At 40.4% G+C, this 17,893-nt stretch carries 12 protein-coding genes; 6 read left to right on the forward strand and 6 right to left on the reverse strand.

All coding sequences use genetic code 11. The features are described from left to right. The first annotated feature begins 101 nt into the window (after window positions 1–101). Window positions 102–1,013 (forward strand): DUF808 domain-containing protein, encoded by a 912-nt coding sequence (locus AN395_RS17065; protein WP_054983724.1) that lies wholly within the window; start codon window positions 102–104, stop codon window positions 1,011–1,013. Between the two features lie 116 nt (window positions 1,014–1,129). Beyond that, entirely contained in the window at window positions 1,130–3,088 is a 1,959-nt protein-coding gene (locus AN395_RS17070; protein WP_054983725.1) for a S9 family peptidase, read from the forward strand. A gap of 49 nt (window positions 3,089–3,137) precedes the next feature. Here the strand turns inward: AN395_RS17070 and AN395_RS17075 are convergent, their stop codons facing one another. From AN395_RS17075 to AN395_RS17085, 3 genes are all read right to left on the reverse strand, one after another. After that, window positions 3,138–4,079: a tetratricopeptide repeat protein gene (locus AN395_RS17075; protein WP_054983726.1), complete on the reverse strand. Its 942-nt coding sequence runs from the start codon at window positions 4,077–4,079 to the stop codon at window positions 3,138–3,140. Window positions 4,080–4,172: 93 nt separating this feature from the next. Next, window positions 4,173–5,573 carry a M20/M25/M40 family metallo-hydrolase gene (locus AN395_RS17080; protein ID WP_054983727.1) on the reverse strand — a complete coding sequence of 467 codons (1,401 nt, stop codon included), beginning with the start codon at window positions 5,571–5,573 and terminating at the stop codon, window positions 4,173–4,175. Between the two features lie 151 nt (window positions 5,574–5,724). After that, entirely contained in the window at window positions 5,725–7,803 is a 2,079-nt protein-coding gene (locus AN395_RS17085; protein ID WP_054983728.1) for a TonB-dependent siderophore receptor, read from the reverse strand. A 206-nt stretch (window positions 7,804–8,009) separates the two neighbouring features. On the opposite strand from AN395_RS17085, the gene dbpA reads away from it, so the two are divergent. Continuing rightward, window positions 8,010–9,398: an ATP-dependent RNA helicase DbpA gene (dbpA, locus tag AN395_RS17090; RefSeq protein WP_054983733.1), complete on the forward strand. Its 1,389-nt coding sequence runs from the start codon at window positions 8,010–8,012 to the stop codon at window positions 9,396–9,398. Here the strand turns inward: dbpA and AN395_RS17095 are convergent, their stop codons facing one another. Beyond that, window positions 9,399–9,962, reverse strand: a complete 564-nt coding sequence (locus AN395_RS17095; RefSeq protein WP_054983729.1) for a DNA-J related domain-containing protein — start codon at window positions 9,960–9,962, stop codon at window positions 9,399–9,401. A 75-nt stretch (window positions 9,963–10,037) separates the two neighbouring features. On the opposite strand from AN395_RS17095, the gene AN395_RS17100 reads away from it, so the two are divergent. After that, window positions 10,038–12,851 carry a tetratricopeptide repeat protein gene (locus AN395_RS17100; protein ID WP_054983730.1) on the forward strand — a complete coding sequence of 938 codons (2,814 nt, stop codon included), beginning with the start codon at window positions 10,038–10,040 and terminating at the stop codon, window positions 12,849–12,851. Window positions 12,852–13,074: 223 nt separating this feature from the next. Here the strand turns inward: AN395_RS17100 and rho are convergent, their stop codons facing one another. Then, window positions 13,075–14,334, reverse strand: a complete 1,260-nt coding sequence (gene rho / locus AN395_RS17105; RefSeq protein ID WP_004588958.1) for a transcription termination factor Rho — start codon at window positions 14,332–14,334, stop codon at window positions 13,075–13,077. Between the two features lie 182 nt (window positions 14,335–14,516). Then, entirely contained in the window at window positions 14,517–14,843 is a 327-nt protein-coding gene (gene trxA / locus AN395_RS17110; RefSeq protein ID WP_004588957.1) for a thioredoxin TrxA, read from the reverse strand. Window positions 14,844–14,934: 91 nt separating this feature from the next. Here trxA and rhlB point away from each other — a divergent pair, with 91 nt between their 5' ends. Both rhlB and gppA read left to right on the forward strand, forming a co-directional pair. Beyond that, a complete protein-coding gene (gene rhlB / locus AN395_RS17115; protein WP_054983731.1) occupies window positions 14,935–16,212 on the forward strand; it encodes an ATP-dependent RNA helicase RhlB in 1,278 nt (425 codons plus the stop codon). A gap of 44 nt (window positions 16,213–16,256) precedes the next feature. After that, window positions 16,257–17,750: a guanosine-5'-triphosphate,3'-diphosphate diphosphatase gene (gppA, locus tag AN395_RS17120; RefSeq protein ID WP_054983732.1), complete on the forward strand. Its 1,494-nt coding sequence runs from the start codon at window positions 16,257–16,259 to the stop codon at window positions 17,748–17,750. The last annotated feature ends 143 nt before the right edge of the window (window positions 17,751–17,893 follow it).

The following is a 17,893-nucleotide window of genomic DNA, read 5'->3' on the forward strand; positions in this document are numbered from 1 at the left end:
AAATCAGTGCGTTTAATCAGCATAACAAAGCAAAATTAACCGTTGGTGAAAATTACGGATTACGCTATGTTGATAGCATTATTTTTTAGCTAGGAAGCAACATGGCAGGCATTAACCTTTTAACATTACTTGATGATATAACCACTTTACTTGATGACATTGCCACAATGAGTAAAGTCGCCACTAAAAAAACAGCCGGTGTACTTGGTGACGACTTAGCACTTAATGCTCAGCAAGTTACAGGGGTTACAGCCGATCGTGAGTTACCTGTGGTTTGGGCTGTGGCAAAGGGCTCATTTTTAAATAAAGCCATTTTGGTGCCTGGTGCATTGCTCATAAGTGTATGGCTGCCTTGGTTAATAACCCCGCTGCTAATAATCGGTGGCTTATTTTTATGTTTTGAAGGCGCTGAGAAAGTATTTGCTCGGTTTTTACCTCACCCCGAAAAAGAGGCTGATGAGTCGCAACAATTAGACCCAGCTGAGTATGAAAAGCAAAAAGTAAAAGGAGCCATACGCACCGACTTTATTCTCTCAGCCGAAATTATAGTGATCACCTTGGGAACGGTTACAGGTGCCACACTTGTAAATCAGGCGCTTGTACTGTGTGTTATAGCCGTATTAATGACCATAGGTGTATACGGCCTTGTAGCCGGTATTGTAAAGCTTGATGACGCGGGGTTGTATTTGCTTAATCAATCAAAGGTGTCGGCTAATAAATTTAAAGAGATGCTTGGTAAGGGGTTATTAGCTGCAGCGCCAAGGCTTATGCAATTTTTAGCCTTTGCCGGCACAGTAGCCATGTTTTTAGTCGGTGGCGGCATTTTATCCCACGGTATTGAGCTACTACATCATTGGCAATTAGAAGTGATAACTATAGGTAAGTCGTTATTAAATGGCACCGGCGAAACATTAGCCCCCCTTATATTTGACGGATTACTAGGGGTAGTAGCGGGGCTATGCATTGTTATTCTGCATTTAGTTTGGAGTAAGCTTACTAACCCTAAGTATTAGATTTATAACCCTATTAATTTACGCCTGTTTACATAAAGGGAAGGAAGTATGGTGTATATTTTTGTTAAAAGTATGTAACATAAAAGCTCAATCAAAAATAAATAAAAGGAACTTTAATGAATAAGTTTTTGGCTTGTCTGTCTTTATTACTGGCCAGTATTTTTAGCTCACATACTACAGCAAGTAACGACTTGGTACCGATAGAAAGCTTTAGTAAAGATATAGAGTTTGCAGGTGTGAAAATTTCACCTGATGGAAAATACTTAGCTGTAATTACTCGCCCTGAAGGAAAAAATGTATTAATGGTGCTAAGCACTGATACATTTAAAGTAAGTCATGCAATTAGGTTTCCTAATGATGCCCAGGTTGGTAATTATTATTGGGTTAACAATGAAAGAATTGTACTGGCTAAAGAGTACATTAAAGGCTGGAAAGATCATCCCGAATTTCATGGTGAGCTTTTTGGTGTAAATGCTGATGGTAGCCAAGGCAAATACCTAGTGGGTTACCAAGGTGAAATGCAAACAGGAACCCGTATAAAAAAAGCGACACCCATACTTGGTACTTCTTATGTACTAGACCCGCTTATTCATGATAGGCGTAAAATGCTGATTCTGACCTACCCATGGAGCGCTTCAAATGAGCCGAATACAATAGTTTATGAAGTTGATATTTACAGCGGAAAGCGAAAAAGAGTCACTCGCTCACCATCAAGAATGGCAGGCTTTTTAACAGACCATGATGGTAATGTGCGTGTTGCTGTTTCAAACGATGATTATATTAATCAAAAAATTTATACCCGTGAGAAGTCAGGTGGTGAATGGCAACAGCTTGATTTAGGAGAGTTAAAATACACTGATGTTAGCCTCCATGCGTTTGATAGTACGGGTGCTTCTGTTTATGTTACAGCGTCAGAAAATGGCGAAGCAAAGGGGCTTTATAAACTAAATTTAGAGAGCAAAAAGTTTGAGCTTTTGCATAAAGAACCACAGGTCTCTCCAAAAAAAGTGTGGGTAGATGAAGTTTCTAAAGAATTATTCGCAATTGAAAATGAGCTTGGCTATCCTGCCTATTCCTTTATAAATAATTCACATAAAAGTGAGCGCTTAAAGGCATTAATACAATCCCTTCAAGGGCAGCAAGTTCAGCTTGTTAGTAGTACTGAAGATGGTGAGAAGAGTATTATCTTTGCGTCAAGCGATACTAACCCTGGCAGCTACTACTTGTTCGATGCCAAAAAGAATAGCTTACGCTTTTTGTTTGCGACTAAAAGCTGGATCAAGCCAAGTGAAATGGCTATAACCAAACCTGTAAATTATAAAGCGCGTGATGGCTTAACAATATACGGATATTTAACCATCCCTAATAATACTGATGAGAAAAACTTACCTTTAGTTGTTATGCCTCACGGTGGTCCTCATGGACCAAGAGATTGGTGGGGCTATGAGAGCGAAGCTCAGCTATTAGCCAGTAGAGGCATTGCAGTACTAAAAGTTAACTTTAGAGGCTCTGGTGGCTTTGGCCGCAACTTTGAACATGCCGGACATAAAAAATGGGGTGCTGAAATACAATACGACATTATTGACGGTGTAAAATACTTAATAGAGCAAGGCACTGTAAATAAAGATAATATTTGTATAATGGGCGCAAGTTTTGGTGGCTATTCGGCACTACAAAGTGCAATTTTAGAACCTGATATGTTTCAGTGTGCTATTGGTGTAGTTGGGGTGTACGATTTACCGCTAATGTTTGAAGAAGGCGATATCTCTGAACGTGACCGTGGACAGCGCTATCTTAAAAGCGCGCTTGGTACTGATGAGGCACTGTTAAAGCGTTTTTCACCTAGCTACAACATAGACAAGCTTAAAGCGCCAGTTTTAATTGTACATGGTGGGCAGGATGAAAGAGCACCAATTGAGCAAGCTGAGTCTTTAGTTACAGCACTAAAAAAAGAAAACCATCCTTATATATACGAGTTACTTGAAGATGAAGGGCATGGCTTTTATAAAGCAGATCACAGAACACGCTACTACAAGCAGGTACTTAACTTTTTAGATGAGCATATGACTTTCTAATTATAAGTATGAACGAAGATTGAAAATGGCCAGTTTAACTGGCCATTTTTTATTTGCAGTTTGCTTTATCACACATTTCCTCTAATTCTATTTTAGCTTTGCTATTACCTTGCGCTATTGCCTGCTCATACCAATGTTTTGCTGTTTGTACATTTTGAGTCACGCCTTGTCCATCTCGGTACATTTGCGCAAGATTGAGCTGCCCCCATTGCGAGCCGACATTTGCGGCTAGAGTAAAACTCTCAAGCGCATCGCTATACTGTCCGTTTTTAAAATACGTAATGCCCTGTTGGTTATTTTTGTCGAGCTTTAAGCCTTTATATAGTGGTTTTGGTTTTGGCGGAAACATTACAAAACCACCATATAAACTGTTTGCTGAGGGGCGCAGTACGTCGTAAATCACCCCGTCGTTGTAAAGTCTTTTTACTTCGCTACGAGGCAAAGTAATTTTGTCATCTGAGAAGTAACCTCTTTGTACTAATAAGCTGGTACGCATTGCAGTAGTAATGCCTTTGTTGCGCTTATAGCTGTAGTTACTTACTTGAAACGTAATAAACTGCTCGTCAAAACTTAAAACTTGCGCAACTTTTAAGTTGGTGAGTGTCCATGGCTCATGAGTAAATTTATCAGCGTGTACTAAATACGTATCGTAGGCTTTAGGGTTAGTTAAGTAGCTTTGCTTTTGCGCTTGCGCAGCAGCGTGTTGTTGGTAAAAAAATAACCCCACCCATAACGCTAAAAATACCCCTATAAAGTATTTAGGTAGAGTGAAAATTTCAAACACCGGTAACTGCTTTAATTTTACAGGCGCATTATGGCCGCATTGATAGCATTCGTATTTATAGTTTAGTGCTAAAGGTAAAACAGGAATAACCGTAAAGCGTAAAAAACGACTTTGGTTTATTAGGTGATAGGCGCGGCTACGGCAGTTAGGGCAGCACTGTGTTTGTGCAAAATGAGGAAACGACTGACTCGTATTGAAAAGCAACATACCCGCACACTCCTTGTTTTATTTAATTTATATAAAGGTAAAACAAGGAGTGCGTTTATTAAAGCTACAAACTGTAAGTAAGTATTTCAGTTATTAGTTAGTCTGCGCTTTCGGTTGAATTGTTGTTTTGGCATCTGCTGCCATTAACGCAAATACAGCATACGCAGCGGTATTTTGGCGCAGTTTAGCAGGCGTTACTTTATCGAGTGTGTCATCAGCTGTGTGATGGTAATCAAAGTAATCAGTGCCATCTTGGGCCAACTCAAATATAGGTGCCGACACCGCTTTTTTAAATGGGATTAAATCCGGCCCGCCGTTAGCCTGGTTTTTACCAATGTACTCAATGTTTAACGCAGCCAGCTCTTTTGCTATGGCACGTACTACTGGCAGAGAAGCCGCATTAACATTTGACTCAAAACCATATACTACATCGGCGCCAAAGTCCGACTCAGCAGCTGCAACTATATTATGTAAATCGCTTTTATGTTGTGCAAAGTAAGCTTTTGCACCCCAAAGTCCAAGCTCTTCTGCTGCAAACAGTACAACACGAATACTGCGCTTAGGGCGTTTAACATCGCTAATGTGTTTAGCCGCAGCCATTGTTAGCGCAACACCTGCACCATCATCTAATGCGCCAGTGCCTAAATCCCACGAGTCTAGGTGGCCGCCAATTAACACATATTGTTCTGGGTTTTCGGTGCCATTAAATTGGCCTATAACGTTATAGCTTGTGCCTTCTCCTAGGCTTTGTGTTTGTACATTTATATTAACCATTACCTTTTTGTTTAAGGCCACTAAGCGCGCTATTTGATCCGCATCCGGGTTGGCAATAGTTACGTTAGGTATTTTTTTAACCCCTTCTTTATAGTAACTACCACCAGTGTGAGCAAAGCGATGGTGAGCTGTGCTCACTGAGCGCATCATGTAAGCAACCGCGCCTTTTTTTGCAGCTTCAATTGCGCCTGTGGCACGTGCTTTTACTGCGGGGCCGTATCCGTTGCCGTCTATGTCGCGGTTCATGCGGTAATTAATATAGGCAATTTTACCTTCTAAGCTATTTGCTGGTGCTGCAATTAGCTCATCCAATGTTTCAAACAACACAACCGGTGCACTAATGCCACCATCAGGTGTGCTTACACTGTTACCCAGCGCAGTTAAATGCAGAGGTTGCTCACTTGGGGTGAGTATTTTTCCGCTTTCGCTATAACGGCGCCATTTTGGAAATGTTGCTTCTTCAAGCCATACTTTATCAAAACCAAGTTCGTTAAATTTTGCTTTAGCCCATGCTACTGCTTTTTTATCGTTTTCAGTGCCGGGTAAGCGAGGGCCAACTTCTGTTGTGAGTGACTCGAGTAGCTCGTAGCTTAAATGGCTTTTAAGTGCAGCAGTGCGCACCTCATCAACCTGTTGTAATTGCGTTGTGGTGAATTCTGCATTGTTTGCGCTAACGCTGAGGCTGCTAGTCACTAGTAGCGCTGTAATAATTTTTTTCATATAGAGTAAGCCTTTTTATAATTAAGTGTATTAGAGCACTTTTTAAAGGCTTTAAAAAATAGATGAGATGAATGCAGTGGTGTTTTTAATAGGCAGTAAAAAGCCCGCACAATTATTATTGTGCGGGCTTTATAAGTATAAGTTTTATAACTTAAAAGCTAAATTGAGCTGCTAGGCGTACATTGGTGCCTTCGCCAATAGTTACATTACCATTACCGCCGCCACCTAAGTAATCAGTATCAAATAGATTTTCAACGTTAAGACGAAGATTTATATCGGTGTTACTCATGTTAAACTTATAAGTTGCACCAACATCTATACGTGTATAGGCATCTTTGGTAATAGAATTATCGCTATCTGCAAAGCGTTCACCTTCATAAAAAGCACCGGCATTAAACGCAATGGTGTCGTTTAACTCATAGCGTGTCCAAAGTGATGCAGACCATTTAGGGGCATCGGTAGGTCGTTTACCTTGTAGATTTTCGTTCGCTCTTTCATAGTTAGCATCTAAATACATTGCAGATGCCATAACAAATAAACGGTCAGTTGCTGCACCTTGTGCTGCCATTTCAAAACCTTTATGACGCTGTTCACCAACTTGGTTTGTTTCAGTGGTAATTGAGCCGATAGGTGTTTCAAGTTGTTCTGTAACTAAGGTTCCATTTTTACTTATATCGAAAATAGCACCGCTAAGCATTAAACGCTCATCAAATAGCTGCCATTTAATACCAAGCTCTCTTTGTTCAGAGGTGACAGCATCTATTTTCATACCAAAGTTGATATCTTCTTCGTTAGTAATGGTTTCGTTTTGTGGCTCAAAACCTTCTGTATAACTGGCATAAATAGTTGCAGATGCATTCGGGTGATAAAGTACGCCGAATTTAGGCAAAAACGACTCGTTATTTTGTCCTTCACGTGTTTGCTTATCAAAGCGACCGCCAACAGACACTTGCCATTGTGGTGAAAAAGTAATTAAATCTTGGGCGTATACACCGTAGTAGTCATATTCAGTTTCGCTTTTAGTGAGATCAGTTTTATAGCTGACATCTGGGCGGGCAGGTTCATTTTGGCCTGCTGTAAAACTAAATGAATCAGCAGATGTGCGTAGTTGACCATAATAGTAGTCAAGCGAGTTCGCACCGATTAGAAATTGGTGTTGTATGCCAGCCGTTTCAAATTCACCAATAAAATCAATAAATGCAGTGGTGAATTGCCAATCATCAAAACGATCGTATGGGTTCGAAGTGTATGTATTCGTTTGTGAGATGTAAGAATTTCGACTAGGAGATGACTCAAAACGCTGGCGCTCAAATGTTTGCTCGTTGTAACCAAGCTTAACTTGCCAGTGATCGTTTAAGTACACTTCAAAATCTACGCCTAAGTTTTCTACCGTTATGTCGGTAAATGCCCAAGACATATCGCGAATGGTTTTGTCATCGCCAATCACATTAGCGTTGTCATCTATCCATGCACCTGTATCAAGGCCTGCTTCATCGTCTGTGCGGTCGTAATGCACGCGTACTAATGCGTTATCGCTTAAATCGTAATCAACAATTACAGCGCCTAAAAAGCGGTCGCGTTCACGGTTTTCGCCGTTTTGGTATTCGCGCCAGTAATCAACATCTTGTTTTACTAAAATACCGCGTGCACGTAAATCTTCAGCGTCGGTAAGTGCACCAGCCGCGTCTAGCATAAAGCGGGTAGAGCCATGTTGGTCTACATCTGCACTGGCGTTAAATAATGTGGTTGCTGTAGGCTTTTTTGTCACCATGTTTATCAAGCCACCTGGACCTGATTGTCCGTATAAAATACTTGATGGGCCTTTAATAACTTCTACTTGTTGTAGAATTTCAATCGGTTGCTGGTAGTGAGACCAATGTTGGTGTCCGTCACGTAAGTAGCCTGTTGAAGAGCTAAGCTCAAAGCCACGTAAGTTAAATACTTCACGGTTACGTTGTTGAGAGCCGGCAGTTAAACTTGCATCGTTAGTAAGCACTTCGCCAAGTGTGGTTGCTAATTGCTCGCTAATTATTGTATCGCTAATAACAGTGACTGATTGCGCTGTTTCTAACAATGACGCTGATGTTCTCATTGCTCCGTTGGCGTTGTCGACTTTGTAGTCGTTGAAATAGCTGCCTTTAACTTCAATTCGCTCTAAGTCAGTAGGTGCGGCAAAGGCGCTTGTGCTAATGGCACCAACAAGTGCTACGTACAGTGAGTTTAGTTTCATCAATTACATCCAGTGTTAGGGTGTTAAAATTTTTCGAGGATCTTAATGAAAACTAGTATCATTTGCAACTTTTTTATTAACAAGGATTGACGCATCGTAAAATAATGCACATCGGGTATTAATGGTTGCCTAAACTGAATTCTGCTATTATAGAGCCATATTTTGGGGCTAAGCCCTGTGTTGTTTTTATTATTTTGGAATTTATTGTGACTTCTACTGCATTTTCATCTTTGGCTTTACCTGCTGGTTTAGTTGATAATTTATCAACACTTGGCTACTCGCAAATGACGCCTGTACAAGCGCAAAGCCTGCCACCTGTACTTGAAGGTAAAGATATTATTGCGCAAGCAAAAACCGGTTCAGGTAAAACTGCTGCTTTTAGTTTAGGTGTGTTAGCTAAATTAAATGTAAAACGTTTTCGTATTCAATCGCTTGTACTTTGTCCAACGCGCGAACTGGCCGAGCAAGTGGCAGTAGAAATGCGTAAACTTGCCCGCGGTATTCACAATATTAAAATATTAACGCTATGTGGTGGTGTATCAATTGGCCCACAAATAGGCTCGCTTGAGCATGGGGCGCATATTATTGTGGGTACACCTGGGCGAGTGGACGATCATATTCGCAAAGGTACACTGCGTTTAGACGATGTTGAAACGTTAGTACTTGATGAAGCAGATCAAATGCTTGATATGGGTTTTCAAGATACCCTTGATGCAATTATTGAGTGTATACCGCAAAATCGTCAAACGTTGTTATTTAGTGCAACCTTTCCGCGTGCAATTGAAGCTATTGCAAAGCGCGTATTAAAAAATCCAGAGATGATAAAAGTAGAAGAAGAGCAAGAAAAAAGCACAATAAAGCAATACTTTTACAAAATGGATAACAACAAACAGCGTTACTCAACACTTAAATTATTACTGCTTAAATTTACACCTCAAAGCTGTGTTGTTTTTTGTAATACCAAGGTAGAAACACAACAAGTTTGTGATGATTTAGCAAGTGAAGGCTTTAGCGCAGTGGCGTTGCACGGTGATTTAGAGCAGCGTGATCGCGAACGTACGTTAATTCATTTTGCTAATAAAAGTGCCTCGATATTAGTTGCTACCGATGTTGCCGCGCGTGGCTTAGATATTGACGACATGGACATGGTAATAAATTACCATTTAGCACACGACCCACAAACCCATGTGCACCGTGTAGGGCGTACAGGCCGAGCGGGTAAAAAAGGCATTGCATGCTCTATTTACGGTGAGGCTGAGCAGTTTAAAGTGGCGCAAATAGGCGACCATTACGAACGAGACTTTTTGCCAGAGCCAATGCCTGCTTTTAGTTTATTAGAAAAGCCGCCTTACAAGCCTGAAATGGTTACCCTAATGATCGACTCGGGCAAAAAGCAAAAAGTGCGCGCTGGTGATATTTTAGGTGCACTTACTGGCAAAGATGGTGTTGCAGGACGCCAAGTAGGTAAAATAAATGTACTTGATAACGTTGCCTTTGTAGCCGTTGAGCGCAATGCATCAAAACCTGCGCTACGTAAATTAACCGAGGGCAATATTAAAGGGCGTAAAATTCGTGCCCGTCGCCTTACCCGTTAATTACCTGTTTTGAGCAGCTAGCTTTAGCTGCTCATACTCGGCTCTTATTTGTCTAAATTTACATGCACTTCCAGTTTGCTTATCGGGATGATGTTTTAATGCCAATTGCCGCCAGCGCTTTTGTAGCATAGCCAGGCTAAAGTTTGGCGGTAGTTGCCAAGCCTTAAGTAATGGCTCAATTTGCCCAACTGGTTGCTTTATTAGTGGGTTAAATTGCTGCCAAAAACTATCTAATAATGCCTCTATGTCTTTGGCACTGGTGTCGTAGTTTTCCCAGTTTAAATAGTAACTTTTTAAATGGGACTGCGTTGCTACATTGCTACTTGGATCTGTAAGTTCAATATGTAATGACGATATAATTAAGTGCTTGGGTAATAGCTGTGTTTGTAGCTCAAATAAAGCATTCATAATTAAAAAATTCTTTTTAAATAAATTTTGCTCAGGGTTTGCATCTAAAGGTGGTAACACCCCTTGTTGAGCGAGCGTTGCAGCTAAGGTATGAACTTTCCAAACACGCTGAGTTAAAAGTAGCTCAAAAATCTCATCAATCAGGGGGTTAAGCATTGTTTGCACCCGTTTTGTTGTGTATCTTCAATAAAGATTACACTGACTAAAGCTAAAGTTTGAAGGAATAATATTATGCAAGGCAAATTGAAGTGCCTTTTATTTGTTTTATGTTGTGTGTTCATACTGCCAAGCTTTGCTCAAAATAGTGTATCTTTATTTGATGAATTTAAAAAAGAGCAGCAGTGGGACGTAAAACTCACGCTCGGTAATGCGCTGCTTGAAGCAAAAAATATTACAGAATCCCAAAAGGTCAGTGTGTATTCTGAACTTGCTGATTTAGCCTTCTCCTCAGATGATTTTGAAAATGCCCTGCTGTATTTTAAAAAATTAGAACAGCACACTTCCTTAAACTACCTACCAGATATGCACTTTAGAGCCATTAAAATGCAAGGCGTTGTGTTTTATTTTCAGGGATATTTTCAGCAAGCTATTGTTGAATATAGCCGCGCCATGGTGATTGTTGAAAAAAACAATAAGCAAATAGAGCTTGCAAACCTGCTAAGTAATATTGGTTTAGCGTACTTCGAAATGAATAATATGGAGCTGACGCTCGAATATTATTTAAAAGCAAAAGAGATTTATGAGAAAAAGGGCAGTGCTCAAGACCAAGCTGATATTTTGCTAAATATAGCAGGGGTGTACATTAGGTTATCACGTTACGAAAGCGCCATTTTATTTTATAAAGAAGTACTTAAAGTTTATCAAAAATTAGCTGATACCAGCGGCATAGCGCAAGTTAACAATAATTTAGGGGTTGCTTACTACGAAAGTTCGCAATTTGATTTAGCGCTGCATTATTACCAAATGGCACTGCGCTATTATATTTCTACCAATGATTATAATAAGTTATCTACCCAATATACTAATTTAGCAAACATCAATTTAATTCTTAATAACGTGGATGTTGCCTACGAGCAAGCTAAATTGGGGGTGCAAAATGCCCTTAAAATTGCTAATCACAGCTTAGAGCTTAACGCCTTACATGCACTGGCTAAAATACAATTTGTGAGAGGCGAGCTTGCTGATTCGCAAAAAAGCCTAGATAAAGCAACCGATTTGGCCACACAATATAATAGTGTGCGTATAAAGCGCGATGCTTTTGGTACACGCTCGCTCCTAGAGGCAAGCAAAGGCAACTACGCTGAGGCATTAACTCTGCACGAAAAGTTTGTAGCAGAGCAGCGCGGTATAAATAGCGAAACAATTACCAGCGCCTTAGCTGTATTACAAAATCAATTTAAAGCTACTCAGTTAAATCAAGAAATTCAAAAGCTGAAGCAAGAACGAAAAGTACAAAAGTTAAAAATGAGCCAACGTTCGCAGCTTACGGTTTTTATTTTTGTTTTATTATTTTTAGTGATTGTAACGGGCACCGCGCTTTATCGTCGGGGCGCCGAAAAGCGTGCTAAGCAGTTATTAAAAGAACAAGTTGCGCAGCGTACAGCAGAGCTACAAGCTATTGCCCAAGAGCTACGAGAAGCAAATGATGTTAAAAGCCAGTTTTTGGCAAATATTAGCCATGAAATTAGAACCCCGCTCACCGCTATTTTAGGCCAAACAGATGATTTAATTAATGGTTTGTACGAGCCTGAAAACCTACAAGATGAATTAAAAATAATTCAACGACATAGCGATCACTTAAAAAGTTTAATTAATGACGTACTCGATTTAAGTAAAATAGAAGCAAACAGATTAGAGCTTAATATTTCGTGCTTTGACATAGTGCAGCTAGTTAGCGATGTACATGCCATGTTTATTACGCAGGCTAAGGCGAAGCATTTACAAATTCGTTTTGATAACCATGTAGGCAATGCGTTTTATACCAAGCTCGATTTAATGCGGGTGAAGCAAATACTCATTAATTTATGTGCTAATGCTGTTAAGTTTACGCAGGCGGGGCAGGTAGTTGTGTCTTTAAACAAAACCGAGCAAGGGCTTGTTTTTATAGTGAAAGACACCGGTATTGGCATGAATTCATCACAGCTAAAACAAATATTTGAATGTTTTAGCCAAGCCGATAACAGTATTAGTCGCCGCTTTGGTGGCACCGGGTTAGGGCTTAGTTTGTCTCAACAGCTAGCCTCTATGATGGGCGGCTACATTAGCGTACAAAGTGAGTTTAAGCGCGGAAGTCAGTTTTCGCTGTTTTTACCCTGTATAGAAGTTGAAAAAGAGCCAGATGAGTACGAACATGTAAGCGCCGCTGAACAGGTTAAGCAGTTAACCGGGCGCGTAGTACTGGCTGAGGATCATCCTGATAATCGCAGACTCATAAGTCGTTATTTACGTTCTATGGGGCTTGAAGTTATTGCGGTAGAAAATGGCGAGCAAGCGGTTGAGAAGTGCCTACAAATATACCCAGACCTCGTGCTGCTTGATATACAAATGCCTATTATGGACGGGCGTGCTGCGTTTTCGTTGTTGCAACAGTGCGGTTTTCAAGCGCCTATTTTTGCCCTAACGGCCAATGCAATGAGCCATGAAGTTGATGATTATCTTGCGCTAGGGTTTACAGGGTATTTAGGTAAGCCATTAGATAAAAACGCGTTTTATAACACCCTTGCCCAGCATTTAGGTGAAGCAAAACAAGAGGCAGCCTATACAGCTAAGATAGACATGAGCGACTTAGTAACAAGTTTTAAGCAAAGCTTCACGTTTGAAAGCGAAACCATAAGTCAGCACCATAATAGTAATGACCTAGAGGCACTACAAAAAGACAGCCATCGTATTTTAGGCGCTGCGCAAATGTTTGCGTTAGACGATATTGCCAAAGCCGCTAAAAATCTCGATATGGCTTTACTCAATAAACAAAGCCAAAGTAAAGAACACATTCAAAAGCTTGTAGATCAATTACAGCGTGTACTTAAAAAATATAACGAGAGTTAATTATACCAATCGTGTTAGGTTATTAGACATTTATAGCGACAGATAAATAGAGTGGTCATAAGGCATAAGTTTTGACACCTAGTTGTTCTACATAAGAAATTTATAACGCCATTAACGCTTTATTTAGCATGCTAGATAGGCTAAATATCTAAGCCGATTGGTATTAGTCGTTTAAACATAAAAAAAGCGCCCTAGGCGCTTTTTTTATATAACGAAAACGCGCTTATTGGCGTTTCATTGAATCGAAGAATTCATCGTTCGTTTTGCTCATAGAAAGCTTATCAATTAAGAATTCCATTGCATCAATCTCTGACATTTCATGAACAATCTTACGTAAAATCCACAGCTTTTGTAGCTCATCTGGCTTAGTAAGTAGTTCTTCACGACGCGTACCAGAGCGGTTAAAGTCGATGGCAGGGAATACACGCTTTTCAGCAATCTTACGATTTAAGTGTAGTTCCATGTTACCGGTACCTTTAAACTCTTCGTAGATAACTTCATCCATTTTAGAGCCCGTGTCGATAAGAGCTGTAGCTATAATCGTTAAGCTACCGCCTTCTTCAACATTACGTGCAGCACCAAAGAAGCGCTTAGGCTTGTGCAGTGCGTTAGCATCAACACCACCGGTAAGTACTTTACCAGACGAAGGAATCACGGTGTTGTAAGCACGCGCTAAACGGGTGATTGAATCAAGCAAAATAACCACATCTTTTTTGTGCTCAACTAAACGTTTTGCTTTTTCAATAACCATTTCTGCAACTTGTACGTGGCGAGAAGCTGGCTCATCAAACGTTGATGCAATAACTTCACCTTTAACGAGGCGCTGCATCTCGGTTACTTCCTCCGGACGCTCATCAATAAGTAAAACCATTAATGTAACATCTGGGTGATTGTGAGTAATTGATTGTGCAATGTTTTGCAGTAGCATTGTTTTACCCGCTTTAGGCGGTGCTACTAACAAACCACGTTGGCCACGGCCAATTGGAGATGCTAAATCAAGTACACGAGCGGTAATGTCTTCTTTACTGCCGTTACCGCGTTCCATACGAAAACGTTCGTTTGCATGTAGTGGGGTAAGGTTTTCAAAAAGAATTTTAGTGCGAGAGTTTTCAGGTTTATCGAAGTTAACTTCATTTACTTTTAATAAAGCAAAGTAGCGTTCGCCATCTTTAGGTGGACGAATAAGCCCGGAAATAGAATCGCCAGTACGCATGCTGAAACGGCGAATTTGGCTTGGAGATACATAAATATCATCTGGGCCAGCTAAGTAAGATGCTTCTGATGATCTTAAAAAACCAAAACCATCTTGTAAAATCTCTAGTACACCGCCACCGAAGATGTTCTCTCCGCCTTTGGCATGTGCTTTAAGAATAGCAAAAATGATATCTTGCTTTCTTAAGCGGGCTACGTTTTCGAGCCCCATGGACTCAGCTAAGTTTACAAGTTCTTTTATAGACTTGTCTTTTAATTCGCGTAAATGCATATTGGTGGGTTCTTTATTACAATTGTCATACTCAAAATCGCTTTGATAGTTGAGTGAGGTTTGTTGAATATAACTAAGGATTAGTTGGCTTTATAAACTAGCAGTTCACTGGCATAGCGTCCAGTCTTTATACAAAATAAACACAAAAAAAGGGCAAAAACGCCCTTTTTTTTAATTTTTACTTAGATATTGTTTTCTAAGAACTCAATAAGTTGAGTTTTAGAAAGCGCACCAACTTTCGTTGCAGCTACTTGGCCGTCTTTAAAAAGAAGCAGAGTAGGAATACCACGAATACCAAATTTAGGCGGTGTACCCGCGTTTTGGTCGATGTTTAATTTAGCAACTGTTACACGGCTTTCGTATTCATCAGCTACTTCATTAAGGATAGGGGCGATCATTTTACAAGGTCCGCACCACTCAGCCCAAAAATCTACTAGTACAGGCTTGTCTGATTGTAATACGTCAGCTTCAAAGCTATCGTCAGTAATTTGGATTATTTTCTCGCTCATTGCGCTCTCCGATTTAGTTAGGCGAAATATTTAGTGCGTATTTAAACACTCTTGTTTCTTATTGCAAGTTTAAACGTTATGCTTAAACGCTATGACTAAGACACATTTGACCGATAAAAAGTTTTCAGACTTTGCTATCGCACCGGAAGTGGTTGCCGGTTTAACCGAAAGTGGGTTTGAATATTGCACACCCATTCAAGCAAAATGCCTACCTTTTATTTGTGACGGACGCGATATCGCGGGCCAAGCACAAACAGGTACGGGCAAAACGTTGGCGTTTTTAACTGCCACGTGCCATCGGTTATTACAATCTAGCAAAGCACCTAGTAAACATCCAAGAGCCCTGATCATGGCCCCGACTCGGGAGCTTGCGATTCAGATACACAAAGATGCTAAAATTTTAGCGCCGCACTGTAATCTTAACTTAGGTTTAGTATATGGTGGCGAAGATTACGAAAAACAACGTGCACAATTAGAAAAAGGCGTTGATATTTTAATTGGTACTACAGGTCGACTAATCGATTTGTACAAGCAAGGCTGTTACACCCTTAATGAAATTGAGGTAGTTGTGCTTGATGAAGCCGATCGTATGTTCGATTTAGGCTTTATAAAAGACATTCGTTACATGTTCCGCCGCATGCCAGATACAGCAGATAGATTAAACCTATTATTTTCTGCCACGCTTTCCTATCGCGTGCAAGAACTTGCCTTTGAACATATGACCAACCCTGAGCACGTTCAAATCGAGCCAGACGTTAAAACAGGTAAGCGAATTAAAGAAGAGCTATTTCATCCTTCTCAAGAAGATAAAATTAAGCTGCTATTAACTTTAATTGAGGAAGAATGGCCAGACAAAGCCATTGTGTTTGCCAATACAAAGCACAGCTGTGAAACAGTGTATGCCTGGTTAAAAGCCGATGGCCACCGAGTAGGTATGCTCACTGGCGATGTAAACCAGAAAAAACGCCAATCTATATTAGCGCAATTCACCAAAGGCGAATTAGACTTTTTAGTGGCAACCGATGTGGCAGCACGTGGGCTACATATCCCTGAGGTAAGTCATGTATTTAACTTTGACCTGCCAGATGATTGTGAAGATTACGTTCACCGTATTGGCCGTACAGGTCGTGCGGGCGCATCAGGTCATGCAATTAGCTTTGCATGTGAGCAGTACGCTTATAACCTGCATGAAATAGAAGAGTATATAGAGCACAGCATTCCTTTATCACATTATGATAAAACCGCATTGCTAGATGATTTAACAAAGCCTACTATTCAAAGAAAGCGCAACTATTCTACAGGCCCACGTAATCGTAGTAATAATAACGGACGTCGCCCAAATAATAGTTACCAAAAAGGACGGTCGTAACTCGGCCGTTACTGTACGTAGTAGTAACTAGAGGTTTTTGAACGGTGGGGCAATTTAAACCGCAAAAAAATGTGTATGCAGTCATTGATTTAGGCTCAAATAGCTTTCATATGCTTATTGCTAAATCAATTGCTGGCGGCCTACAAACTATAGGCCGCGTTAAACGCAAAGTAAGATTAGCCGCAGGGCTTGATAAAGATAACGTATTAAGCACTGAGGCAATGCAGCGAGGCTGGGAGTGCCTTGCACTTTTTGCTGAGCGCCTACAAGACATTCCAAAACAAAATATAACCATAGTAGCAACGGCCACATTACGTCTTGCGACGAATGCCGATGTTTTCAAAGCACAAGCCGAAAAAATCTTAGGCCATACTATTAATGTAATAAGTGGTGAGCTAGAAGCACGCACTATTTATAAAGGCGTAGCACACACTTCATCATGCACTGGCAAGCAGCTAGTTATTGATATTGGTGGTGCAAGTACCGAAGTCGTTATAGGTAAGGGTTTTGAGGCACTGCACTATAAAAGCTTAAATATGGGGTGTGTTACTTATTTAGAACGCTATTTTAAAAATTGCCAATTAAGTGAAGCAAACTTTAACGCTGCCATCAAAGCTGCCCACGAAGTTATTGATGAAATTGCCCCTGAGTATAAACAAGCAGGTTGGCAAATTGCATCGGGTGCTTCTGGCACAGTGCAAGCCATTCAAGAAATAATGGTTGCGCAACACTTAGATGAACTACTCACCCTAGAAAAGCTAAATAAAATAAAAGAGCAATCAATAACGTTTAGCACTATCGCTGCACTAGACTTACCTGGTCTAAGCGAAGAGCGTAGATTAGTTTTTGTATCTGGCCTAGCTATCTTAATTGCGTTATTTGAATCGCTTGAAATTGAAAAAATGGGATTAGCTGGCGGTGCACTTCGCGAAGGTGTGCTTTACAGTATGGTGCCCGAGCTTCATAACAACGACATTCGTAAACGCACCGTTGATGGGTTTATGGACCGTTACCATGTTGATCAAAAGCAAGCTAATCGTGTATCGAGCTTAGTTATTCAACTGGCAGAACAAGTAGGTGAAAGCTGGCCGCTTGTTAGTGAAAATGCGTTGCCGCTTTTAAAAGCCGCAGCACAACTACACGAAATTGGTTTATTAATAGAGTACAAGCAATATCACAAGCACACAGCCTACATTATAGAAAACACCGATATGCCAGGTTTTTCACAATCTGAACATAAAGTGATTGCAGCTGTTGCTAATGCACATCGCTCCGATATTCAAAAAGGCAGCTTCGACGCTCTAGGTGCACATAGTACACTTACCCAATACTTAGTTAGGTTATTAAGAATTGCCGTAATATTATCGATGCGCCGACAAGACGACGTACTTCCTAAAATAGAGTTATCTGTAGAAAAAGACACCTTAGACTTAAAGTTTGCCAATAACTGGTTAAAAGAACACCCTCTTATGGCTAGTGAGCTACAACAAGAGTCTAAATTGCAAAGTAAACTCGGTTGGAAACTCATCGTAAACTAATATAAAAGGCCCGTAAGGGCCTTTTTAGTGTTTAAAGTAACCACTTTGCTTCAATTTCACGCGAACAGTCATTTATTTCAAGTTTTCTTCAAAAAAGGGTTGATCTGTTTTCGGATCTCCCTATAATGCGACCCCACTGAGAC

This window comes from Pseudoalteromonas sp. P1-30, assembly GCF_001400005.1.
GTDB classification, from domain to species: domain Bacteria; phylum Pseudomonadota; class Gammaproteobacteria; order Enterobacterales; family Alteromonadaceae; genus Pseudoalteromonas; species Pseudoalteromonas atlantica.